Raw genomic sequence first — 21,323 nt, 5'->3', positions numbered from 1 at the left:
GAGGAGATTGCTGTGTACTGCTGGCCAGCACCCGTTGTTCCCGAGATGACCGAGCGTCAGAAGGGGTTCTTCGCGCCCAACTTGAGTCCCGTCGGGCTCGAGTTGATCCCGACAGAGTTGGCCAAGGGCGTTTACGGCCTGATGGCCAACCGGCTGCCCAAGGACAACAACGGTTTGATCATCGGAAGCAAGGCCGCTCTTGTCGTGGACGCGGGCATTACGCCCGGCGTCGGAAAGTACCTCCAAGAGGTCGTCAAGAAGATCACCGACAAGCCGGTCCGGTATCTCGCAAACACGACCTTCCACGGTGACCACACCTTCGGCAACGTCGCCTTTCCCGATGACGTCGCCATCATCTCCTCACGGCTCAACAAGGCGTCGATGACCGACCTGGAGCAGGAGAAGGAACTGCGCGGCGAGAGCATGTACGGCGACCCCGGCATGGAGGAGGTCGTCACCTGGCGGGAGCCGGACATCGTCTTCGACCGGTTCTGCGAGATCGACCTTGGCGGGCGGGTCGTGCACCTGTGGCACTTCGGCACCGGCAACGGCTCGGGCGACACGCTGGTCCACGTTCCTGACGCGCGGGTGGTGTGGGCCGGGAACTTCCTGCGGCACGCGGGGATGCCGCCGATGCTGCTCGCCGGAGATCCCATCGGCTACACCCGTTCGATTCGCGCTATGAAGGCCACATTGGAGCTCGATCGTTTCGTCCCCGGCCATGGCCCGCTCAGCGACGCTGAACCGTCCGTCAGCTGGATGCTGGCCTATCTTGAGAACATTGCCGCCAGCGTCGACCGCTACCGAGCCGAGGGCATGGAGCTTGACGCGATGATGGACGCGATCGAGCTCAAGAACCCGATGACCCTTCCGCCGGACGTCCCCGGCGCCGATCGCTTCCCCGCGCTGATGGACTCCCTGCATCGACTGAACGTCCTGTTGACCTACAGGTACCTTCAGGCGACCGGCAGGTGAACCAGTATGCACATCGAGAACAGCTTCACCGTTCCGCTGACCGTCGACCAGGCGTGGAGCACGCTGCTCGACCTCAGCCAGGTAGCCGAATGCATGCCGGGAGCGGTGCTCGACTCCAGCGAAGGTGATGTCTTCGCCGGACGGGTCAAGGTCAAGGTGGGGCCCGTGAGCCTCACTTACAAAGGGCAGGCCGAGATCACCCAGCGGGACGAGGCGTCACACGTGGCAGTGCTGGTCGCCAAGGGACGCGACGCCCGAGGTAACGGCACGGCCGGCGCCAACGTCACCATGCGGCTGGCCGATGACGGCGGGCACACGCGGGTGGACCTGCTCACCGAGCTGGACATCACCGGACGCCCCGCACAGATGGGGCGTGGGGTCATGACCGAGGTCAGCAACAGGCTCATCAATCAGTTCGCTGAGAGCCTCGCGGGGAAGCTGGCCGCCGAGCGCGCCACTGGAGCGGCCACACCGCCCACGCAGGGCGCCCCGGCAGGGTCAACATCCGACCTCACGTCGGGAAATGCCTCGGGGCCCGCCGCAGCCGCGCCGCGTCACGCCGCGTCCGCGCGGCCCGCGACCCGCCCGCCCGCAGAGATCAACGTACTCAGCCTGGCGGGTCGGTCGGCCTTGCACCGCATGTGGGAGGGATTCACCAGGATTCTCGGCCGCCTGCTGGGCCGCCGCTGATCGATACCGACATCATTCACACAGGAGCATCATGCCTACCGGCACCCGTATCACCGAAGTCCTCACGGACTTCCTGTCGATCCCCCTCGAGCGGCCTCTGGTCACAGCGGCCTTTCCCATTCCAGCCATCGACACTGCGCTGGTGCGGGTGCGCACCAGCGACGGCCACACCGGCGTGGCCTGGAGTTTCGCCTTCGGGCGAGGAAAGGTCGCGGCACTGCTCGGGCTGATCGACGATCTGGCCGACCTCGTGGTCGGCGCCGACGCGCTGGCGACGGAGCAGCTCTGGGCTCGCATGTCCAAGGCGGTAGGCTTCGTCGGCCGGCACGGCCTGGCTGCGCTGGCCATGTCCGCCATCGACACCGCCTGCTGGGATCTCAAGGGCCAAGCGACCGGGCAGCCCGTACACCGGCTGCTCGGGGGCTTCCGCGACAGCGTCGAGGTCTACGCCAGCCAGGGGCTGTGGCTGGACCGCTCGCGCGACGAGCTCGCCAAGGAGGCCCGCGATCTGGTCGACCGTGGCTTCCACGCGGTCAAGATGCGCGCGGGGCTGGCCGATGAGAACGAGGATGTGGCCCGCGTCGCCCTCGTTCGCGAAGCCATAGGCCCCGACGTGAAATTGATGGTCGACGCCAACCAGGCCTGGGACCTTAAACAGACCCTGCGCATGGCGGCACGGTTCGCAATCTACGATCTTTTCTGGCTCGAGGAACCTATGCCGTACACGCAGGTCGAGGCGTATGCCGAGGCCCGCCAGGCATTGGACATGCCGTTGTGCACGGGTGAGTCCAACTATCTCAAGGGAGAGCTGCTGACCCTCGCCGGGCAGCGGGGCGCCGACTACGTCATGCCCGACCTCATGCGCATGGGCGGCATGACCGAGCTGGTCAAAGTGGCCCACCTGTGCGAGGGCTTCGAGGTGCCGGTGACTCCGCATCTGTTCATGGAGCACTGCCTGCACCTCGCGGCGGGGCTGCCGAACGTCGTCTGGCAGGAGTACCAGCCCTGGTGGCAGCCCATCATGGAGGAACCTCTCCAGGTGATCGACGGCCGTGTCGAACTCACGGACACGCCCGGATTCGGCATCGTGCTGTCGAAGGAAGCCGTGGAAAGGTATCGAGTCTGATGGCCGACGTCGATCTGCTCATCACCGGCGGCATGGTGGTGAGCTCGCAAGGCCGCCGCCCGGCCCACGTCGCCGTGTGCGATGGACGCGTCCTGACGCTGGATGGGGCACATCTGTCGGCAGTCCGCAGGATCGACGCCACCGGGCTGCTCCTGTTGCCCGGGGGGGTCGACACGCACGTGCACCTCATGGACCCCGGCAGCACCGACCGGGAGGATTTTCCCAGCGGGACCAGGGCCGCTGCAGTGTCCGGTGTCACCACGATCATCGAACACTCGCACGGCACACCCGTACGCACGGTGGATGACCTTCAGGCGAAAAACACCTACCTCCAAGGACGGTCCAACGTCGACTTCGGGCTGGCAGCGCACGCCTGGCCGGGCGAGACCGGCGCCGTCGCCGCGCTCCGGCAGGCCGGGGCCGCCTTCTTCAAGGTGTTCACGTGCACGACGCACGGGATCCCCGGCCACGACGCGGCCGCCCTGCAAGCGCATCTGCTTGCCTCGGCAGAGGCAGGCGCCGTCAGCCTCATCCACTGTGAGGACGAGTCGCTGACCTCCGCCGCCGAAGCCTTGCTGCGCGCGGCGGGGCGTGACGACCCCGGCGTCATCCCCGAATGGCGCAGCCGGGACGCCGAGGTGCTGGCGGCTGCAGTCACCGCGCTGCTGGTCAGGCGTACGGGCGCGCGAGCCGTGGTGGCACACGTCAGCCATCCCGAGGTGGCCGGCTATCTCGCGGCGGAACGCGCCCGCGGTGCGCGCCTGCACGCCGAGACCTGCCCGCAGTACCTGCTGCTGCGTGAGGACGAGGTGCACGTGCGTGGAGCGTTCCGCAAGTTCACGCCGCCCGCTCGGGCCAGGCACGACGCGGATGAGGCCGCGTTGTGGGCGTTGTTGCGCGACGGCGGCCTCACCCACGTCTCCTCCGACCACGCGCCGTCCACCGCCGAGCAGAAGACCTCGGGCAACATCTGGGACGTGCACTTCGGCCTGCCCGGGCTGGACAGCACGATGGCGCTGATGCTGAGCGCCGCGGCGCGCGGGATGCTCGCCTACGAGGACGTCGCCAGGCTGTACAGCGAGGTTCCCGCGCGCATCTATGGCCTCTGGCCGCGCAAGGGGCGCCTCTCTTCAGGGGCCGACGCCGACATTGTGCTCGTCGACCCCACGGCGCGTTGGAAACTGCAGAACGAGAACGTGTTCTCCAAAGCAGGCTGGACGCCATACGACGGCATGGAGATGACCGGACGGGTTGTCGCCACGTATTTGCGCGGCGATCTGATCAGCGAGCACGGCGAGCCGGCCGACCAGCGGACCGGTCGGCTCGTCGCTCCCGGCGGCACGGCCGGCTGACGACGCTTGGGGACGGTGATGCGGCTGGGCGTGCGCTGAAGGGGCAGGCCCAGCCGGTGCCCTCTCCACTCTCACGCCCCGTGACCGGTCAAGAGGGAGTTCCAGCCCGGCGTTCGCCGCCCCGCCGCGGCCCAGGTCGGTGCGGATTGCCTCGTCACGGACGCTGAGGAACACGACAGCACCGGAGCCTCCGAGCACAGCCGCTGGAGCCCGGTGCACGGGTGCACGGCCCTGGCCGTGGAGCCGGACGGTTCTTCCTCACGCCATCGCCGGCCCCGCACGGCCGGTCTTCCCCATTGAGGAGCACGTGGTCTCGTATCGGAGCCTGTTCGCGATTCGCGAATTTCGTTATCTCTATGCCGGGCTGAGCCTGTCCTACATCGGCGACAAGTTCGCTTCCCTAGCCGTCGCCGTGCTGGTCTTCGACCGCACCGGCTCGGGGCTGCTCACCGGCGTTGCGCAGGCATCCGCGTTCCTTCCCGCGCTCGTCGCAGGTCCGCTGTTCGGCGCCCTCGCCGACCGCTTGCCACGCAGGCGCGTCCTCATCGTGTGCGACATGGCGCGCGCCTTCCTGGTCATGGCATTGCTGGTCCCCGGGGCACCGATGTGGCTGCTGATCGTGCTGCTCTATACCGGCAGCCTGTTCACCCCGCCGTTCGTCGCTGCCCGCGCCGCCCTCTTCCCGGAAATCCTCGACGGAGCCGCGTCCATCGCCGGAAACGGCCTGAACAGGATCACCTATCAGCTCTGCCAGGTGGCGGCCTACGGAGCCGGGGGGATGCTCGTCGCCGCAACCGGGCACGAGAGGGCACTCGTCATCAACGCCGCGACGTTCGCCATCTCCGCAGCGCTCACCGCCATCGGAGTACGTTCGCGCCCGCGGGCGCTCCCGCGTGATAGCGCCCGCTCAGTGCTCGGTGACGCGCGCGAGGGCATGCGCTACGTCTTCGCCGATCCGTGGTTGCGCGCCTGCCTGCTGCTGGTGTGGTCGGTCTCCATGTTCGCGCACGCACCAGAGGCGATCGCCTACCCCTACGCCACGCACCTCGGTGCGGAAGCATCTGCGGCGGGACTGCTTCTCTCGGCGACCGCTCTAGGTTTCGCCCTAGGTACGGCGTTCCTCACGCGTCTCGTGCCATCGCTGGTCCTGGACCGTCTCATAGTCCCGTTCGCGGTACTGGCGGGGGGCGCGATGGTGCCCTTGATTCTGAGCCCGCCGCTCCTGGTCGTGCTGGTGTCGCTCTTCGTCTCTGGAGTGGGATGTTCGTTCTCCGCGCCGCTGCTCGCGATGTTCGCACGGCGGGTCGACCTGGAATATCGCGGCAGGGCCGTGGGCGTGGCGATCGCCGGACTCACTGGAGGGCAGGGGATCGGATTTCTCCTCACGGGGGCCCTGCTCGCCTTGGATGTTGACCCGGCACGAACGTCAGCCGCCTGCGGCGCCGCCGCACTGGTCGCCGCGATCACCGCCGGATTCGCCGTAAGTCGTGCCTCCCGGTGCGTCGCACCCGGATCCAGGCCGGCGGGGTCCAGCCGCAGTCGGCCCGACCGGCGGCGCCGCGGAGCACACCGGCGACGACACGGACGCGGCAAGAGCACCAGGATCAGTGCGGCCTGTTCCGGCGCCTGTGCGGTCGCTCCATGCCCTGAGAACGGCGCGGCGTCCGGTAGGTTCACCGGTAAGTATCCAGATACTGACAAGGACCACTCATGTCACTTCGGCATGCTCTGCTGGCCACCCTTACCGCGGAGCCGATGACGGGCTACAACTTGATCAAATACTTCGACGGCAGCGTCGCTTTCGTCTGGAATGCCCCACACAGCCAGATCTATCCGGAGCTACGCAGGATGGAGCGCGACGGCCTTGTGGAGGTGCAGGTGGTGCCCCGTGGCGAGCGGGCCGAGAAGCGCATCTACTCGATCACCGAGGCCGGATTCCAGGAACTGCGGAACTGGCTGATCACTCTGGCTCCCTACCAGGGAGAGCGCGACCCCTATCGATTGCGTGCCGCGCACTTCGAGATGGCATCATACGATTCCGCCAGGCGCCAGTTGCGGGAGCACATCAAGCACTATGAGCGAGCGCTGGGCGAATGGGAGCAGATGATCGAGGACATCGAGTCCCGGCGGGTCTCCCTCCTCCGGCAGCGGCTGGCGCAGCGTCCCGATGCCGAGCACGAGGGCATCGTCGCGTTCCGCCGGTTCGCGTTCCGGGGAGAGGCGGCGAAGGCCCGCATGGAAATCGCCTGGGGAGAGGAAGGGCTGGCACTGCTGGACGAGCTCGAGAGAAAGGGCGTTCCGCTCTGGGGTGAGCAGGACATCGCCAGCATCTGAGCAGACGAAAGCCCGAAGCGCGCCTCCTCTGGGGCGGCTGGCTTGCGTCCGAACGCGTTGAAGCGGGATCGGCGCGCACGACCCCTCCCCGGTTGAGCGCTGTCTGTCGAGACGTGCACGCGCGGGCATGAGCGACTGTGCGCCCGTCGCCATGCCCACACCGTTCGCTGCCGATAGGGGCTATAAGCTGGGACTATGCGCTTTGGAGTGCTGGGCCAGGTGCAGGTGTGGACGGCTGGTGGCGAGCCGGTGCCGGTGCCGGAGACCAAGGTGCGCGCTTTGCTGGCCGATCTGCTCGCTCATCAGAAGCGGTTGCTGTCGATCGACCAGCTGATCGACGATCTATGGGGAGACGAGCTGCCGGCCAACCCCACCAGCGCTCTGCAGTTGAAGGTTTCCCGGCTCCGGCACGCCTTGGAGCAGGCCGAGGCGGGTGGGGGCGAGCTGGTGGTATCTCAGCCGCCTGGATACCTGCTGAAGGGCACCTCGGACGCCGACACGTTCATCGAGCTGACCTCTGAGGCGCAGGGCATCAAGGATCCTCGCGCCAGGGTCGCCATGTTGGCCGAGGCGCTGGACCTGTGGCGAGGGCCCGCGTTCGCCGATTTCGCCGACGAGGGCTTCGCCCGCCGGGCGGCTCACCGGTTGGAGGAACAGCGTCTGGCTGCATTGGAGGAGCAGGCCGAGGCTCGGCTGGAGCTGGGCGAGCACACGCTGCTGGCCGCCGAGCTGAGCGATCTGGTGGAGCGTCATCCAGTCCGGGAACGGTTGCGTGCCCTGCAGATGCGCGCCCTTTACCGCGCGGGGCGGCAGAGTGACGCACTGGCGGGCTATGCCCAGCTCCGCGAACACCTGGCCGAAGAGCTGGGTTTGGATCCCTCCCCGGAGCTGGTCGCACTGCATCAGGCGATCCTGGAGCAGGATCCGGCTCTGAGCCCGCCATCTCAGACGGACTCGCCGGCTCGGCCATGGACCAACCTGCCAGCTTCGCTGACCGGCTTGGTGGGCAGAGAAAGGGCGGTCGACGAGGTCCGCTCGCTTATGGGAAACAGGCGGCTGGTGACACTGACCGGTCCCGGCGGGGTGGGTAAGACCCGGTTGGCTCTCGAGATTGCCGGTCGATCGATCGGGCGCTATCCCGACGGGGTGTGGCTTGTCGAGCTGGCGGGGCATTTCCGGGACGCCACGTCACCAGAAGTAACCATGGTGGCCCATAGGGTTGCGGCGATCATCGGTGTCCGTGACGACATGCTGTCGGATCGGGGCCCTGTTTCGTCGTGTGATCTACTTGCCGGTGCGTTGCGCACCAAGCGGCTGTTGCTGATCTTGGATAACTGCGAGCACATCGTGGACCCGGTGGCAAGGCTGGTCGAGCAGCTGATCAGAGCGGGCTCCGAGCTGCGGTTCCTAGCTACCAGCCGCGAACCGCTCGCGTTGACGGGTGAGACGGTCTGGCCCGTGCCGCCACTGACGCTACCCGACCCGTCCACCGACCTGTGCCCAGCCGTCTTGGCGCAGAATTCCGCCGTACAACTGTTCATCGAACGCGTCACCGCCGCGATGCCCAGCTTCACCCTCGACGCAGGCAACTCACCGCATGTCGCCCAACTGTGCCGGCGACTGGACGGCATCCCGCTCGCCCTGGAACTGGCTGCGACCCGCACGCCGGCAATCGGTGTGCGGGAACTCGTGAGCCGTCTCGACGACCGGTTCCGGCTCCTTGCCACAGGCCGCCGAGACGCGCCGGAACGCCAGCAGACGCTGCGAGCGCTCATCGACTGGAGCTGGGACCTGCTCACCGAGCCCGAACGGGTCGTGCTGCGCCGACTGGCCATTCACGCCGGTGGCTGCACTCTCACCGCCGCCGAAAGAACCTGCTCCGGTGCTGGGATAGACCACGGGAACGTCGTGGAGATACTGGCTCGTCTCATCGATCGCTCACTGATCATGATGGCCGATACGCCGAACGGTCCCCGATATCGGCTCCTGGAAACGGTCGAAGGCTACTGCCTTCAGCGCCTGCGCGAAGCAGGTGAGTTCGGTGACGTACGGCGACGCTTCCACTGCTACTACCTTTCGCTAGCTCAGAGCGCTGAGCCGCACCTACGCGGCCACGAACAGCGCAAATGGCTGGACTGCCTGGACCGCGAAACCGCCAACTTGCATAGTGCGCTTGACGGCATGGTGCGCCAGGGAGACGCCGCCGGATCACTCGAACTGGTCAGCGCGTTGGTGTGGTACTGGTTCCTGCGTGGACGGCTCAACCATGCCCGTGACTGGCTGGATCGAGCGCTGACTGCGGACGGTGAAGCGCCGACCCATCTGCGAGCCACCGTCAGAGTCTGGCGGGAGTGCATCGAGCTCCTGACCGAGGGGAACGTCGGCCACGAGGCGCGTGTCCGGGCGGCCGAGCAGGCGTTCGAGGAGATCGAGAACCCGCGAGAGAGAGCCCGTGCCCAGTGGTTCCTTGGCCACGCCTTGTACACCAGCATCAGTGACCTGCCCACAAGCGCAGACCTCGTGAGGCGGGCTCTGGCGACCTTCAGCCAGATCGACGATCGCTGGGGAACAGCAGCTGCGCTGAGCACCGCGACACACCATGCCATGGTGCACGGCGATCTCAGAGCGATCGAAGAGTATGGCGACCAGAGCTCTCAGCTGTTCAGCGAGCTCGGCGACCGCTGGGGGCAGCTGCAGATCGTTGGCCCGCTCGCTTACCACGCCGAGGCTCTGGGCGACTACGAGCGCGCCACGCGGCTGCACAGTGAGGGGCGGCGCATAGCAGAGAATCTGGAGTTGTGGTCCGACGTCTCTGATCGGATCATGCATCTCGGCCGTATCGCTCTATTGAGGCGTGACTTCGCGCAATCGCGCGACCGGCACGAACGAGCCAGAAGCGTGGCCATCGAGCACCGCTACGAGCGCGGGGAGTACCACTACGAGGTTGGCCTGGCCCTCATCGAGCGGAGGGAAGGCCAACTGGAGCTCGCCGAAGAGCGATTGCATCGCCTGCTTCAACGGCAGCAGAACGCAGCCTCGGTGCAAGGTCGCGCGCTGCTTCTGGCCGAACTCGGTTTCATCGCCGAGCAACGCGGTGACGGTGAGACGGCCTTGTCCCGCCACCTCCAGGGTCTCGTGGCCGCTCGTGCAACCGATAACCTCCGAGCTATCGCCCTCGCTCTGGAGGGCCTGGCCGGCGCCCATACCCTGCTCGGCCGTTGTGACGAGACCGCCCGGCTCTTGGGAACAGCTGATGCGGCGAGACGCTCGGCCGGAGTGCCGCTGCCCCCCGCAGAACGCGCCGACGTCGACCGGAGCACCGCACGGGCGCTGGCGGCGTTGGGGGAGGGTGCCTTCGCCGCCGAGTTCCGGCGAGGGGCGTGCCTGGACCTCGACGTGGTGCTTTCCGCCTTCGACGGCGGTCCGCTCTCCGACGGCCTTGCTGCGGCTGGTCGGCGCAGGCGCCGTGACCTATCGGGCACGACCTAGTGCTCTGACCGCAGCCACATGTCCTCAGCGACCTCTGGCTGGCCGGGCCGCCTGCGCGGGGATCCGGAATACGAAGCATGCGCCGCCGAGGGCCGAATTTTCGACTCCGAGTGTTCCACCGTGTGCGAGGGCGATGTTGCGGGCGATTGCCAGGCCGAGTCCAGTTCCGCCGCGGTCGCGGCTACGCGCGGGGTCCAGCCGGACAAACGGCTCGAAGATACGTTCGCGATCGGCTGGCGGGACGCTCGGTCCATCGTCCGCGACGGCCACTACAACCATGCCGCCGTCTCTGCGTACTTGGACCTGGACCGTACGCTTGGCGTGCCGCTGAGCGTTGTCGAGCAGGTTCGTCAACACGCGATTGACATGGGTACGGACGGCGATGACCATCACCTGGCGCCCCAGCCGCAGGTCGATGTCGCCTGGACGCCGGGATACCTCGCTCCGTGCCAGCTCGGCCACGTCCACTGCCTCCCGCTCTGAGGGCACGTTCATCCCCACCCTGGTCAGCAGAAGCAGATCAGTGATGATCGCTTCGAGTCTGCCGACGTCCCGCAGCGCATGGTCAAGCAATTCGGGCAGGTTGGTCTGATCCATGTGGAGCTGGGCCTCCTCCAACTGTGCCCTGAGCCCAGCCAACGGGGTGCGCATCTCATGCGAGGCGTCCGTCGCGAACTGCCTGGTGCGCTCGAACGCGCAGCCATGGTCGCATCCCCCGCGCGGCTCAGTATCGCCCATTCGGTCCGTCGTTGAATACGTCACGGAGCCTGGGGCATGAGCCGAGCTCAGCGGTCGCGAGGCGATGCCGACTGCTGTCGCAGTGGTCGCGGCCTCCTGTGCGTGGTGTCTGTCCATCTCGTGATCCCCCACCTCTCGGCATTTCTCAATCTGCCGGACGGGTCCGTCACTCCGCTGTCGGCTCACTGTCGCCATAGCTCGGCTGACAGGCATCGACAGCAAACCGACAAGCCGAAGTACCAGCATGGGCGATGTAAGGAAACATCGATCAGACTTGCGTAAGGAGGCGATCCCGATGGGACCCTAACTACGAACGCCACGTACGCTTTTCACGCCCGTCCAGAGGAACTCGCGTGCGTACGGCGCTTCGCGCGCCAGGCGGTGGCCGGTCACCCATGCGCCGATGACGTCGTTCTCATGGTTTCGGAGCTGGCCGCCAACGCGATCGAGCACTCCGGGAGCCGGTGCCGGGGCCGGTTCATCGTGCAGGTGACCCACCTCGACGACGCAGTACGCGTCGAAGTGCACGACGCCGGCGGCCCGGATGAGCCCCGGCTGCGCCGCGCCCATCCGGATGCCACCAGGGGGCGTGGTCTGTTCCTCGTCGACAGCCTCGCGCGTGGTTGGGGCGTCGACCGCCGCGAGCGGGCACGGGTGTGTGGTGCGAGATCCACTGCTCCTGCACGAGATGGGCAGGCGGAGACCGGGCTGTGGCCTGATGATCCGGGCCCTTCGTTCTACGACCTCCTGCACGGGCTGGCCGGCTATGGCCAGATCGGCCGATGGGCGCATGGCGTCGACGAACCGGAGCGCATCCGCCGTCGCGGATGGGGCGCGATGGCAAGCGTGCCTCACTGGATGGCCTACACAGCCGCAATGCTTCGGGTTTTTCCCCGCATACTGCTCGAAAACATCCGCTGGACCAGGGGATTCACGCCAGGGCACGATCGTCACATGTCGCAATTGATCCGCTATTCAGGAGAGTTCTCGCCAGACGTGATCGCCCGCGCCTCTGGCTCATGGTTGGAGACGGTGGACGGCCGGCGTCTGCTCGACTTCACCTCGGGGCAGATCTGCGCCACCATCGGGCACAATCATCCGCGCATCGCCGAGGCGATCCGGCGCTCGCTCGAGACCGCGATCCATCTGAACTCCCGGTTCCTGTCGCCTCCCGTGCTGGACCTCGCGGAGCGGCTTGCCGCCCTGCTGCCGCCGGGCCTGGACCGCTCGATGTTCGTCAGCACCGGGGGAGAGGCGAACGAGGCTGCCGTGCGGATCGCCAAGCTGGTCAGTGGCGGCTTCGAGGTGGTCGCGCTGACGAGGAGCTGGCACGGAATGACGGCTGGCAGCCAGTCGTTGACCTTCTCCGCGGGTCGGCGTGGCCATGGTCCGACCGTTCCGGGGGTCTTCACGATCCCGGCTCCATACGCGTATCGGTGCCCGATCCGGCACTGCGCGGGAACATGTGACGCAACCTGCATGGAGGTCGGATTCGAGCTGTTCGACCAGCAGACCACCGGGTCACGCGCCGCCGTGATCGCAGAGCCCGTCCTGTCGTCGGGGGGAGTCCTGGTGCCGCCGCCGGGTTACCTGAACCGGTTGCATGAGCTGGCCCGCGAGCGCGACATGTTGTTCATTCTGGACGAGGCGCAGACCGGGTTCGGCCGTCTCGGCGCAATGTTCGGCACAGAGCTCTTCGGCGTCGTGCCTGACATCCTGACACTGTCAAAGACGCTCGGCGGCGGTCTCCCGATCGGAGCGGTCACCACTACGGCCGCCATCGAGCAGGCCGCCTACGACCGGGGACTGATGTACTACACCTCGCACCAGTCCGATCCGCTCCCGGCGGCTGCCGCCCTCGCCGTGCTCGACCTGGTCATCGAGGACGACCTGGCTGCCCGCGCCGCGAGGCAAGGCGAGCGGCTGGGCGGCCATCTGCGAGACCTGCACAAGCGCCACGAGATCATCGGCGAGGTACGCGGACTCGGTCTCCTGTGGGGCATGGAGCTCGTCGAGGATCGGGAGACCAAGAAGCCGGCGGTCGAGATGGGTGACGCCCTGACTGACGCCTGCCGGAACTGCGGCCTGTCGCTCAACATCACTAAGGGGCGGGCCGCCAAATCCACCGCCTGCCTGCGCATCGCCCCTCCGCTGACGGTGACCGACGACGAGATCGACGCGGCCGCCGAGATCCTGGACGACGCCCTGACCACGCTGACCGGTTGAACCTCAGCCGGACAGCGTGCCGGGCGTCTCCCAGAAGCGCGCAGCCGACCAGCCCGCGCTGACCGCCGGCGATGCGCGGCCCTCGACGAGCAAGAGGTGCTGGTAAAGGTCGTGGCGGCGGGTGTGAACCCGGTGGACTTCTACACGAGGATGGGGGTCGCCTACAACAAGGTGCTGAGCCTTCCGTTCATCAACGGCTGGGACGTGGCCGGGATCGTGACCGAGGTGGGATATGGCGTCACCAGGTTCAGCCCCGGCGACCGAGTGTTCGGGATGCCGTGGTTCCCGCGCCAGGCAGGCGCCTACGCCGAATATCTGACGGCGCCCTCGCGGCACCTGGCCTTGATGCCCGAGGGCATGTCGTTCGCCGAGGCGGCCGCGCTGCCGGTGGCTGGATTGACGGCGTGGCAGTGCCTTGTCGACGTCGCGCGAGTAGGCCAGGGGCAACGAGTGCTCGTGTCGGCGGCCGCGGGTGGCGTCGGCCATCTGGCGGTCCAGGTGGCCAAGGCCCGCGGTGCCCACGTCATCGCCACGGCCAGCGCGCCCAAGCACGAATTCGTGCTGGGGCTCGGCGCCGACGAAGCCATCGACTACACCGCCACTGACGTGGCCGCGGCCGTACGAGAAGTGGACGTGGTCTTGCAGATGTTCGGTGGCGAGCACGCCCTGCGAGCGCTGGAGTGCCTGCGCCCCGGTGGGATCATGGTGAACGCACAGGGGGCGTGGACCCCGAAGATGCACGAAAGGGCCGATGAACTCGCCGTGCGTGCCACAAGCTTCCTGGTCGAGCCCGACCCCTTCGGTCTGGAGCGCCTGGCGGATCTGTACCGGCAGGGGCGCCTCGTCGTGCACATTTCCGAGGAGTTCCCGCTCGCCGAGGCCGCGGCCGCGCACGAGTTGGTCGCGAAAGGGCGCACGTCGGGCAAGGTCGTGTTGACCGTGTCCGAGTCCGAGTGAGCGGCCTGGTCATTTGGCGGATTCAGGTGGCGGGCACGGCGGCCATCCCGTGCGGAAACGAGAACGAGGAACAATGTCGTGAACGACCCATTTCCCGACACGATGATCGAACAGGTCACCCTGGTCGACTGTTCACGGTTCCGCCTGAGGAAGCGGAGCGCTTCCTGGAGCAATGGAAACCTCGCGCCAGGCTGATGTCCCGCAGCCGGGGGTTCATCCACGCCTCATGTACCGGGCGATGGTTGACGACGTGGAGTTGTGTTTCGTCAACGTGGCCGAATGGGAGAGCAGATCGTCCGGTTGGCGGCGAACGGCATGAGCAACAGGGAGATCGCCGCGCGGCTGTTCACCCGCCCGAGAACCGTCGGATACCACCTTCACAAGGCCGTTCCGAATCTTCGGGTCGCCTCCCGCGGTGAACTGGCCAGACTGGCACTCGGACCACGCTCGTTTCAACCATAGGCCGCAAATCTGTCGTTTGACCAGTCATGACCGCGCCGCTTGCTGGCACGTTTATCCATGGGTAACATCCGAACCGTTCCGTTCGGTTCGGTTGAGGGGAGGTCCCATGAAAGTCCAAGCCCGGGACGACGCAAAAGTGTCGCAGATCCGGCAGGCGGCCAAAATCTTGTTCCTGCGGCATGGGTTCGCGGCCGTGAGCACGGCGGCGCTCGCCAAGGAAGCGGGCGTCTCCAAGGAGACCCTGTACTCCCGCTATCCGAGTAAGGAGGCGGTTCTCGCCGACGTGCTCGAACATCTCATTTCAGCGGGGAAGCTGGGCACCAGCGCGCCTGTCTTGCCCAGGACGCGGAGCGAGCTCGACGGCGCGCTGCGGGCTCTGGCCCGCGAGTTGGGCGGCGAGCTCATGGAGCGCGAGTACATCGAGCTGGCGCGGATCGTGATCGCCGAGACGCCACGGCTGCCCCATGTGGGAGAGATCTTTCGCCGCTCGGTGCCGGAACGAGCGTTCCAGCTCACCATCGAGCTGCTCACGGCCGGTAAGAAGGCACGGCTTATTCGCGACGTCGACATGGTGGCCGCGGCTCGTATGTTCGTCGGTCCGCTGGTGGTGCATGCGCTGACGAACGTGCTGCTCGTCGCGCCTCAGACGGCTGGGGACGCTCCGGTCCCACCGCTTGAGGTGGACGCACATGTCGACCTGTTCCTCGCCGCGGTTCTGAAGGAGGAGTGATGAGTAGCTCGGAAGTCCTGATCGTCGGTGCGGGGCCGACCGGCCTCGCCCTGGCAGTCGAACTGGCCAGGCGAGACGTCCACGTCCGTATCGTGGACGTGGCATCCGCTCCCACCAGCCAGACACGGGCGCTTGGCGTCCAGCCGAGGACCCTGGAGTTGTTCGAGCGATTGGGCTTGGCGGCAGAAGCCGTCGCGGAGGGCGTGCCCGTCACGGAGTTCAGGCTCTTCAGCGAGAACAAGCAGTTCCTGGATCTCAGCCTGAGCAGGCTGGACACGCCGCACCCGTACTTGCTGATGTTGCCGCAGCCGGCAGTGGAGGAACTGCTCGGCGCCCGGCTCAAGGACTATGGCGTCCTGGTCGAACGCGGCGTCGAGTTGACCATGCTGTCCCAGCAGCCTGGAGAAGTCGAGGCTGTGCTGCGGCATCTCGACGGTACGGTCGAGCGGGTGCGCGTGCCGTGGCTCATCGGCTGTGATGGCGCCCACAGCACGGTACGGCATCAGTTGGGCGTGCCCTTTGTCGGAGGCGCGTTCGAGGAGAACTTCGCCGTGGCGGACGGGCGCGTGGAGTGGCCGCTGCCGTACGACGTGTTCTATTCCTTCCTCTACAAGGGAAACTTCGTTGCCTACTTCCCCATGCCCGGCGGCCTGCACCGCATCACGATCGCCTACCCGCCCGGCCGGGCGCCCGCCGGTGAGGTGTCCTTCGACGAGGTGCGGGAGGCCGTGGCCATGTGCTCGCCACCCGGCACCCGCCTGGCGACGATTGTGGAATCCGGCCGTTTCCGGATCAACCAGCGTAAGGTCGCGCGGCACTCCGTCGATCGTGTCTTCCTCGCGGGCGATGCCGCCCACGTTCACTCGGTGGTCGGCGGGCAGGGCATGAACACCGGTATCCAGGACGCGTTCAACCTCGGCTGGAAGCTCGCCGCGGTCGTTCAGGGCAGGGCACGCCGCGAACTTCTGGACAGCTACGCTGCAGAGCGCTCGCCCGTCGCGCATCGGCTGGTAAAGGGGACGCGCCGCGCGACGCGGATGACGCTGCTGCGCAACCCGATGGCGACCGCGGCGCGCCGCAACATCGCGCCGCATGTCACCGCCCGGCCGGCAGTGCAGCGAATCCTCTCGCGGGCGCTGACCCAGCTCGACGTCTCCTACCGCGACGGGACAGGAGGTAGCAACGACGACCGGCTCGCGGTGGGCGACCGCTTCCCCGACATCGGGCTCCTGCACCCGTCCAAGCACACGCTGCTGGTGCCCGGAGCCGAGCCGCCAGCGCTGCGCGACACGCTCGGTGACCTCGCGGACCTCATCGACGTCCGACAGGTGCCGGACGGGCGGATCCGTGTCCGGTACGGAATGGACGGCGGCGGGTTGGTCCTCGTCCGCCCCGATGGCTACCTCGCCCTGCTCGGTGGCGACGTTCGCGAACTGAGCAGCTATCTCGACACCACTTACGGTCCACGGAGGAACATATGAAGGCGATCCGCATGCACGCCGTCGGCGGTCCCGAAGTACTGCGCCTGGACGACGTCGACGTGCCCTCGCCAGGCCCGAACCAGGTCCTGGTGAAGGTGGCGGCCGCCGGCATCGCCTACGGCGACGTCATGAAACGCCAGGGCGGCTTCGGCCAGGAACTGCCGCTCCCCGCGGGGCTCGGGCTCCAGGTGGCGGGCACGGTCGCGGCGCTCGGCCGGGAGGTCAGCGCGCCTGAGCCGGGGTCGCGGGTGATGGCCTGGGTCGATCATGGTTATGCCGAGTACGCGCTCGCCGCCGCCCCGGCCGTGGTTCCGCTGCCGGACACCGTCGACTTCCAGAGCGCCGCGACGCTGCCGGTACAGGGTGTGACGGCGTACCAGACATTGCACGACGCCGGCCGCCTGCGGCAGGGAGAGTCCGTGCTCGTGCACGCCGGGGCGGGAGGTGTGGGCAGCATCGCCGTGCAGCTCGCCCGGCTGCTGGGGGCCGCCGTCGTCATCGGTACGGCGAGCAGGCAAGGGAAGCTCGACCACATCCGGGCTCTGGGCGCCATCGCCGTCGACTACACCGGCGACGACTGGCCGAGTCAGATCCTGGAAGCCACTCGGGGGCGAGGCGTGGACCTCGTGCTGGACTCGATCGGCGGCAGCGTGGCCGCTCGAAGTCTGGAGTGCCTCGCGCCATTCGGCCGGATGGTGAGCTTCGGAGTGGTGGGCGGCTCTCCTGCTGACGTTTCCAGTATGTCTCTTATGCATGGGAATCTGTCATTCATAGGCTACGGCCTTCCTGGACAGATGCAGCGGCAGGACCGCGTCGCGGCCGCTGTCGGGGAGCTGTTGGACATGCTCGCCGCAGGCCGTCTCAAGGTCGCGGTGGGGCAGGCGTTCCCCTTGGAGCGGGCCGATCAGGCCCATCGCGCCATCGGCGAGCGGTCCACGACGGGGATGACGGTGCTGCTGCCCTGAGCGGGTGCGGGTCTCGCGAGAAGAACACAGGCTGGGCTGTCCTTCGTGAGCCGGTCAACGAGCCGACCCGGCGGCGGCGCGTAGTGCCGCGCGGACGGCGGCCAGAGCGGGGCGGGCGAGACCGTCGTCCCTGACGACGGTGAAGATTCTGCGGCCGACCCCGATGTCGAGGGTTTCCACGGAGCTCTCGCGTTCCGGGCGGGCCAGATCGGGCAGCAGCGTTACGGCCTGGCCGGCGCCCACCAGCGCGAGCAGAACCAGGAGATCGGTCGCGCGGTGCTTGATGTCCGGGTGGAAGCCGCCCTTGGCGGCGCACACGTCATGGATCAGCCGTTCGTGGCTGGTGCCGCGGTGGCCGCCGGCCCACTGGGCGCCCGCCACGTCGGCCAGCCGCCTGGCCGGATGACCTCGGGGGACTACAAGGCGGACGTTTTCAGCGTACAGGTCCTCGACGGTCAGTCCCCGCAACCGCCGTAGCGGGCGGCCGTCGTAGTCGTCGCAGATCGCCAGGTCCGCCTCGCGGCGCCACAGCGCGTCGAGCGCCTGGTCCGACTCCAGTTCGGTGATCTCCCCGCGCAGCGCCTGATGATCGCGCGCCAGCGCGGCCAGCGCCGGGGCCGCCAGATGGACAGCGGCGGTCTGGAAAGCCGCGATCCGCACCACCCCGGCGACGGCCCCGGCTGCGGATGCCATCTCGGCCTCCGCCCGTTCCACGTGGGCCAGCAGCACGTCCGCGTGCCGGGCGAGCACGTGTCCGGCCTCGGTGAGCCGAAGCCGGCGTCCGTCCCGTTCGAGCAGCGTCACTCCGGCCTCGATCTGCAGCTCGCTGAGCTGGTGCGAAACTGTCGATGGGCTGTACGACAGCGCCTCCGCGACGGCGGCGATCGTGCCGCGCCGCCGAAACTCCCGCAGGAGCCGCAACCGATGGAGATCCAGCATCACGTCAGCTTGGCACACGCGACTCCGCTGCCGATCTGCCGGTCGTGGCCGTCGCTCCGGGCCGGGCGGGCGCCGAGCGAGGGCGCCAGCATCATCCCGGCACCGGCCACGATGCACGCCATCTGACCTGCCGGGGTTCAGGCGGAGGCCAACTCCGCCTCGGCTGGCCTCAGCCAGGAGCCGAGCAGGGGCGGCAGGCTGCCCGGGTCGCTGGTGCGGAAGGCGAGGTAGCCGTCCGGCCTGATGAGGAAGACGTCACCCGGTTTGGCCCCGAACCGGTGCAGCAGCTCGCGCCTGGCGTCCAGGAGCGTCGGGACCTCGCCCGAGCCGGGCAGGCCCTCGCCCAGCACCATGAAGCAGCGCAGGGAGCCGGCATAACGGTCCTGCAACCGCGACAGCTCGGCCAGCATGGCCGTCCTCATCGTCTCGGAGGTGTAGGAGGAGGCGTATCCGACGAGCAGATAGCCGGACTCACGCAGCAGGTCGTACAGGCGGACGCCCGGGCCTCCGCCGTCGGCGAGGTCGAGGTCCGGCACCCGGTCGCCGGCGTTGATCGCGCCCCTCGCCGGCCTCGGCAGGCGCTGTGCCTTCGACAACGTGGTGTGCCGGTAGTTCACCCCGGTCTGGGTCACCCGGCCGCTCATCAGGTTCTGCACCGGGATCGTGGCCAGGGCCAGGCCCAGCATCTTGCTGCTGACCTTGCGGTACACCGCCGAGCGCGCCTGGTTGATGAACAGCCGGAACAGCATGTCCGACAGCTTACGGGTGCGCTCGCCGATGGTGTGCCGCTCGTCGTTGTAACTGTCGAGCAGCGACTCCGGGGCCCTGCCCCGGCAGACGTAGGCGAGTTTCCAGGCCAGGTTGAAGGCGTCCTGGATGCCGGTGTTCATGCCCTGCGCGGCCACCGGGATGTACAGGTGGGCCGCGTCACCGGCGAAGAAGATCCGGCGGTCCCGGTAGGAGGGGAGCAGCCGGTCCTGGGCGCGGAACCGGGTGATCCACTTCGGCTCCCTGATGCGCAGCGGGTAGGGGACGATCGCGTCCACGGTCTCTTGCACGTCGGCCAGCTCCAGCGGCTCACGATGCGAGATGCCCATCTTGGTCAGGTCGAAGGCGATGACCCGGACGTACTCGTTCTGGAAGGGCAGCAAGGCGAGGCCGCCGCGCTCGTTGGTGTGCAGGCTGACGAACCCGCGCGGCAGGTCGCCCTCGACCAGCACGTCGGCGATGAGCGCGGTGCCGTCGAACAGGGCGCTGTGCTTGGTCGTGCCGTACGCGCCGCTGAGCACGCTGTGCGAGCCGCTGCAGTCGATCAGGTAGCGGGCGCGCAGAGTGCTCTGTTCCCCCGCCGGGCCGGTCACCGTGGCGAACACCGCGTCGCGCTCCTGGGCGGCGGACACGAGCCTCGCCTCGCGGGTGACGCTACCGCCGAGCTCGTGGAGCCGCGCGGTCAGCGTCCGCTCGGTCTCCTCCTGCGACAGCGTGAGCATGAACGGGTAGCGGCTCCCGGAGTGGTACATCTCCACCATCGCGGGTGTGCGGTCGTCGGCGCCGAAGTTGAAGCCGGGCGCCAGATACCCGTCGCGGACGATCGCGTCGCTGAGCCCGTGCAGGTGCAGCAGTTCCAGAGAGCGGGCCTGCAACACCAGGGCCCGCGAATACCGCGCGGGCTCGTCCCGCTCGTCGATCAGCACGCATTCGACGCCGTGCCGCAGTAGCTCGATCGCCGCGGTCAGCCCGGTGGGCCCCGCGCCCACCACGAGCACCTGGGTGTCGTGAACGGTCATGAACCTTCCTCCTTGGTCAGAGTGCAGGTGAGAAAGAAGCCGACATGCGTCTCCACGAGGCGTTCGGCCGTTGCGATGTCGTCGGCGGTGGCGTCGGGGCGCAGGTGCATGAACCAGATGACATCCAGGGGCGCCATCAGCTCCCACACCAGGTGCTCGGCGGGCAGGTCCGCCCGCAGTAGACCGGCGGCCTGCCACGCCTCGAACGGCTGGGCGAGCCGGTGCCTGGCCACCTCGATCGCCTCGGCCAGCCCGCGGGCTCCTCCGTGCCCCGCCCCGTTCCGCAGGACGACGCCGGCGAAGCGCCGCCCCCACGGGCTGGACCACACCTCGAGGAGCTGGCCGGCCAGGGCACGGACGGCCGGGCCCGGCTCCATCGCGGCCAGCGCGTCCAGGTCCGGGCACAACGCCTCTAGCAGGGGTGGCCCCAACCGCTCGAACAGGGCGGCGTACATCGCGTCCTTATTCGCGAAGTGGAAGTAGATCGCGCTGCCGTGGACGCCGGCCCGCTCGGCGATCTCCCGCACGCTCGTCGCGGCGTAGCCCTTGACGGCGAACAGCTCCAGCGCCGCGTCGAGCAGGAGCCGGCGCGTGTCTTGCTCCTCGCCCTTACGCGGACGCCCGGGGCGTCGCTTTGTCTCCATCGACATGGCCTCAGCAAATCCAACAACCGCTGAATTTGTTATCCGTCACATGACCAGTCCGCCGGCGGACCTCGCCGGCGCGCCCTGGCCGCGTCCACGAACGGGGCCCCAGCCGGCGCTGCGACCCGAACTCCGACACGACTTGCGCCCGCCCTGGCGCGACCGATGACGAGGCTGACCCGAAAGACCAGCAGCGGTCTCCGTCATCAGACGCATCTCCTTGATCGTTAGATCCGCCGTCAAGGGCGGAATCTGGCCCGGTACGGGATCCGTCGATCCGTGGGGCGTGCCCGGGTGTGCTGGGATAGCGCGCTGGCGGAAACGTTCTTCGGTGCGTTGCAGAATGAGTGGCTCAACGGGATGGCATTCTCGAGGCACCTCACCACCGAATGCTGAACGCCTTTGCGACGGTCACCGTCGGCTCTTGG

At 67.9% G+C, this 21,323-nt stretch carries 18 protein-coding genes and 1 pseudogene; 14 read left to right on the top strand and 5 right to left on the bottom strand.

Annotated features, from left to right (window positions below):
• Nucleotides 1-45 precede the first annotated feature (45 nt).
• The 7 genes from ACTWPV_RS48145 (at nucleotide 46) to ACTWPV_RS48115 (ending at nucleotide 9,966) form a co-directional block, all read left to right on the top strand.
• Nucleotides 46-975 carry an MBL fold metallo-hydrolase gene (locus tag ACTWPV_RS48145; protein WP_347649981.1) on the top strand — a complete coding sequence of 310 codons (930 nt, stop codon included), beginning with the start codon at nucleotides 46-48 and terminating at the stop codon, nucleotides 973-975.
• Nucleotides 976-981: 6 nt separating this feature from the next.
• On the top strand, nucleotides 982-1,665 hold the full coding sequence (locus ACTWPV_RS48140; RefSeq protein ID WP_347649982.1) for an SRPBCC family protein: 684 nt from the start codon (nucleotides 982-984) through the stop codon (nucleotides 1,663-1,665).
• 31 nt (nucleotides 1,666-1,696) lie between these two features.
• Nucleotides 1,697-2,791 (top strand): mandelate racemase/muconate lactonizing enzyme family protein, encoded by a 1,095-nt coding sequence (locus ACTWPV_RS48135; RefSeq protein WP_443156976.1) that lies wholly within the window; start codon nucleotides 1,697-1,699, stop codon nucleotides 2,789-2,791.
• Nucleotides 2,791-4,143 (top strand): dihydroorotase, encoded by a 1,353-nt coding sequence (locus tag ACTWPV_RS48130; protein WP_443156975.1) that lies wholly within the window; start codon nucleotides 2,791-2,793, stop codon nucleotides 4,141-4,143. The genes ACTWPV_RS48135 and ACTWPV_RS48130 overlap by 1 nt, the downstream gene beginning before the upstream one ends.
• 307 nt (nucleotides 4,144-4,450) lie before the next feature.
• Entirely contained in the window at nucleotides 4,451-5,902 is a 1,452-nt protein-coding gene (locus ACTWPV_RS48125) for an MFS transporter (protein ID WP_443156974.1), read from the top strand.
• Entirely contained in the window at nucleotides 5,899-6,477 is a 579-nt protein-coding gene (locus tag ACTWPV_RS48120; protein ID WP_443156973.1) for a PadR family transcriptional regulator, read from the top strand. Before ACTWPV_RS48125 ends, ACTWPV_RS48120 begins: the two co-directional genes overlap by 4 nt.
• Nucleotides 6,478-6,672: 195 nt before the next feature.
• Nucleotides 6,673-9,966: a BTAD domain-containing putative transcriptional regulator gene (locus tag ACTWPV_RS48115; RefSeq protein WP_443156972.1), complete on the top strand. Its 3,294-nt coding sequence runs from the start codon at nucleotides 6,673-6,675 to the stop codon at nucleotides 9,964-9,966.
• Nucleotides 9,967-9,990: 24 nt separating this feature from the next.
• On the opposite strand, the gene ACTWPV_RS48110 is transcribed toward ACTWPV_RS48115, so the two are convergent.
• Nucleotides 9,991-10,704, bottom strand: coding sequence for a sensor histidine kinase (locus tag ACTWPV_RS48110; protein WP_443156971.1), 714 nt, complete (start codon nucleotides 10,702-10,704; stop codon nucleotides 9,991-9,993).
• A 339-nt stretch (nucleotides 10,705-11,043) separates the two neighbouring features.
• Between ACTWPV_RS48110 and ACTWPV_RS48105 the strand changes: the two are divergent.
• The 7 genes and pseudogenes from ACTWPV_RS48105 to ACTWPV_RS48075 all read left to right on the top strand — a co-directional run.
• Nucleotides 11,044-11,331, top strand: a pseudogene (locus ACTWPV_RS48105) (ATP-binding protein); the annotation flags it as partial.
• A 210-nt stretch (nucleotides 11,332-11,541) separates the two neighbouring features.
• Nucleotides 11,542-12,930 carry an aspartate aminotransferase family protein gene (locus tag ACTWPV_RS48100; RefSeq protein ID WP_443156983.1) on the top strand — a complete coding sequence of 463 codons (1,389 nt, stop codon included), beginning with the start codon at nucleotides 11,542-11,544 and terminating at the stop codon, nucleotides 12,928-12,930.
• A gap of 96 nt (nucleotides 12,931-13,026) precedes the next feature.
• The gene (locus ACTWPV_RS48095; protein WP_443156970.1) at nucleotides 13,027-13,887 is read left to right on the top strand and encodes an NADP-dependent oxidoreductase; all 861 of its coding nucleotides are present in this window, start codon (nucleotides 13,027-13,029) and stop codon (nucleotides 13,885-13,887) included.
• Between the two features lie 279 nt (nucleotides 13,888-14,166).
• Complete coding sequence (locus ACTWPV_RS48090) at nucleotides 14,167-14,349, top strand: helix-turn-helix domain-containing protein (protein ID WP_443156969.1); 183 nt, start codon at nucleotides 14,167-14,169, stop codon at nucleotides 14,347-14,349.
• Between the two features lie 106 nt (nucleotides 14,350-14,455).
• Nucleotides 14,456-15,079, top strand: a complete 624-nt coding sequence (locus tag ACTWPV_RS48085; RefSeq protein WP_443156968.1) for a TetR/AcrR family transcriptional regulator — start codon at nucleotides 14,456-14,458, stop codon at nucleotides 15,077-15,079.
• Nucleotides 15,079-16,560, top strand: a complete 1,482-nt coding sequence (locus tag ACTWPV_RS48080) for an FAD-dependent monooxygenase (protein WP_347649991.1) — start codon at nucleotides 15,079-15,081, stop codon at nucleotides 16,558-16,560. Before ACTWPV_RS48085 ends, ACTWPV_RS48080 begins: the two co-directional genes overlap by 1 nt.
• Nucleotides 16,557-17,525 carry a quinone oxidoreductase family protein gene (locus tag ACTWPV_RS48075; RefSeq protein ID WP_443156967.1) on the top strand — a complete coding sequence of 323 codons (969 nt, stop codon included), beginning with the start codon at nucleotides 16,557-16,559 and terminating at the stop codon, nucleotides 17,523-17,525. Before ACTWPV_RS48080 ends, ACTWPV_RS48075 begins: the two co-directional genes overlap by 4 nt.
• Nucleotides 17,526-17,579: 54 nt before the next feature.
• Here ACTWPV_RS48075 and ACTWPV_RS48070 read toward each other — a convergent pair whose 3' ends face one another.
• From ACTWPV_RS48070 to ACTWPV_RS48055, 4 genes are read right to left on the bottom strand one after another with little or no spacing between them, the layout of a single operon-like run.
• Nucleotides 17,580-18,464, bottom strand: a complete 885-nt coding sequence (locus ACTWPV_RS48070) for a LysR family transcriptional regulator (RefSeq protein ID WP_443156966.1) — start codon at nucleotides 18,462-18,464, stop codon at nucleotides 17,580-17,582.
• On the bottom strand, nucleotides 18,464-18,586 hold the full coding sequence (locus tag ACTWPV_RS48065) for a hypothetical protein (protein ID WP_347649994.1): 123 nt from the start codon (nucleotides 18,584-18,586) through the stop codon (nucleotides 18,464-18,466). Before ACTWPV_RS48065 ends, ACTWPV_RS48070 begins: the two co-directional genes overlap by 1 nt.
• A gap of 15 nt (nucleotides 18,587-18,601) precedes the next feature.
• Nucleotides 18,602-20,251 (bottom strand): FAD-dependent monooxygenase, encoded by a 1,650-nt coding sequence (locus ACTWPV_RS48060; RefSeq protein ID WP_443156965.1) that lies wholly within the window; start codon nucleotides 20,249-20,251, stop codon nucleotides 18,602-18,604.
• Nucleotides 20,248-20,901, bottom strand: coding sequence for a TetR/AcrR family transcriptional regulator (locus ACTWPV_RS48055; RefSeq protein WP_443156964.1), 654 nt, complete (start codon nucleotides 20,899-20,901; stop codon nucleotides 20,248-20,250). Before ACTWPV_RS48055 ends, ACTWPV_RS48060 begins: the two co-directional genes overlap by 4 nt.
• Between the last annotated feature and the right edge of the window lie 422 nt (nucleotides 20,902-21,323).

Source organism: Nonomuraea sp. KM88, assembly GCF_052245635.1.
Taxonomy (GTDB): Bacteria; Actinomycetota; Actinomycetes; order Streptosporangiales; family Streptosporangiaceae; genus Nonomuraea.
The sequence above is the reverse complement of the archived record's forward strand: the minus strand, read 5'-3'. Positions and strand labels throughout refer to the sequence as shown.

Coding starts and splice junctions, on each gene's coding strand:
- ACTWPV_RS48145 (WP_347649981.1), top strand. CDS start 46: ATGACCGAGCGTCAGAAGGGGTTCTTCGCGCCCAACTTGAGTCCCGTC.
- ACTWPV_RS48140 (WP_347649982.1), top strand. CDS start 982: ATGCACATCGAGAACAGCTTCACCGTTCCGCTGACCGTCGACCAGGCG.
- ACTWPV_RS48135 (WP_443156976.1), top strand. CDS start 1,697: ATGCCTACCGGCACCCGTATCACCGAAGTCCTCACGGACTTCCTGTCG.
- ACTWPV_RS48130 (WP_443156975.1), top strand. CDS start 2,791: ATGGCCGACGTCGATCTGCTCATCACCGGCGGCATGGTGGTGAGCTCG.
- ACTWPV_RS48120 (WP_443156973.1), top strand. CDS start 5,899: ATGACGGGCTACAACTTGATCAAATACTTCGACGGCAGCGTCGCTTTC.
- ACTWPV_RS48115 (WP_443156972.1), top strand. CDS start 6,673: ATGCGCTTTGGAGTGCTGGGCCAGGTGCAGGTGTGGACGGCTGGTGGC.
- ACTWPV_RS48110 (WP_443156971.1), bottom strand. CDS start 10,704: ATGGGCGATACTGAGCCGCGCGGGGGATGCGACCATGGCTGCGCGTTC.
- ACTWPV_RS48100 (WP_443156983.1), top strand. CDS start 11,542: ATGGCAAGCGTGCCTCACTGGATGGCCTACACAGCCGCAATGCTTCGG.
- ACTWPV_RS48090 (WP_443156969.1), top strand. CDS start 14,167: ATGGGAGAGCAGATCGTCCGGTTGGCGGCGAACGGCATGAGCAACAGG.
- ACTWPV_RS48085 (WP_443156968.1), top strand. CDS start 14,456: ATGAAAGTCCAAGCCCGGGACGACGCAAAAGTGTCGCAGATCCGGCAG.
- ACTWPV_RS48080 (WP_347649991.1), top strand. CDS start 15,079: ATGAGTAGCTCGGAAGTCCTGATCGTCGGTGCGGGGCCGACCGGCCTC.
- ACTWPV_RS48075 (WP_443156967.1), top strand. CDS start 16,557: ATGAAGGCGATCCGCATGCACGCCGTCGGCGGTCCCGAAGTACTGCGC.
- ACTWPV_RS48070 (WP_443156966.1), bottom strand. CDS start 18,464: ATGCTGGATCTCCATCGGTTGCGGCTCCTGCGGGAGTTTCGGCGGCGC.
- ACTWPV_RS48065 (WP_347649994.1), bottom strand. CDS start 18,586: ATGGCGTGCATCGTGGCCGGTGCCGGGATGATGCTGGCGCCCTCGCTC.
- ACTWPV_RS48060 (WP_443156965.1), bottom strand. CDS start 20,251: ATGACCGTTCACGACACCCAGGTGCTCGTGGTGGGCGCGGGGCCCACC.
- ACTWPV_RS48055 (WP_443156964.1), bottom strand. CDS start 20,901: ATGTCGATGGAGACAAAGCGACGCCCCGGGCGTCCGCGTAAGGGCGAG.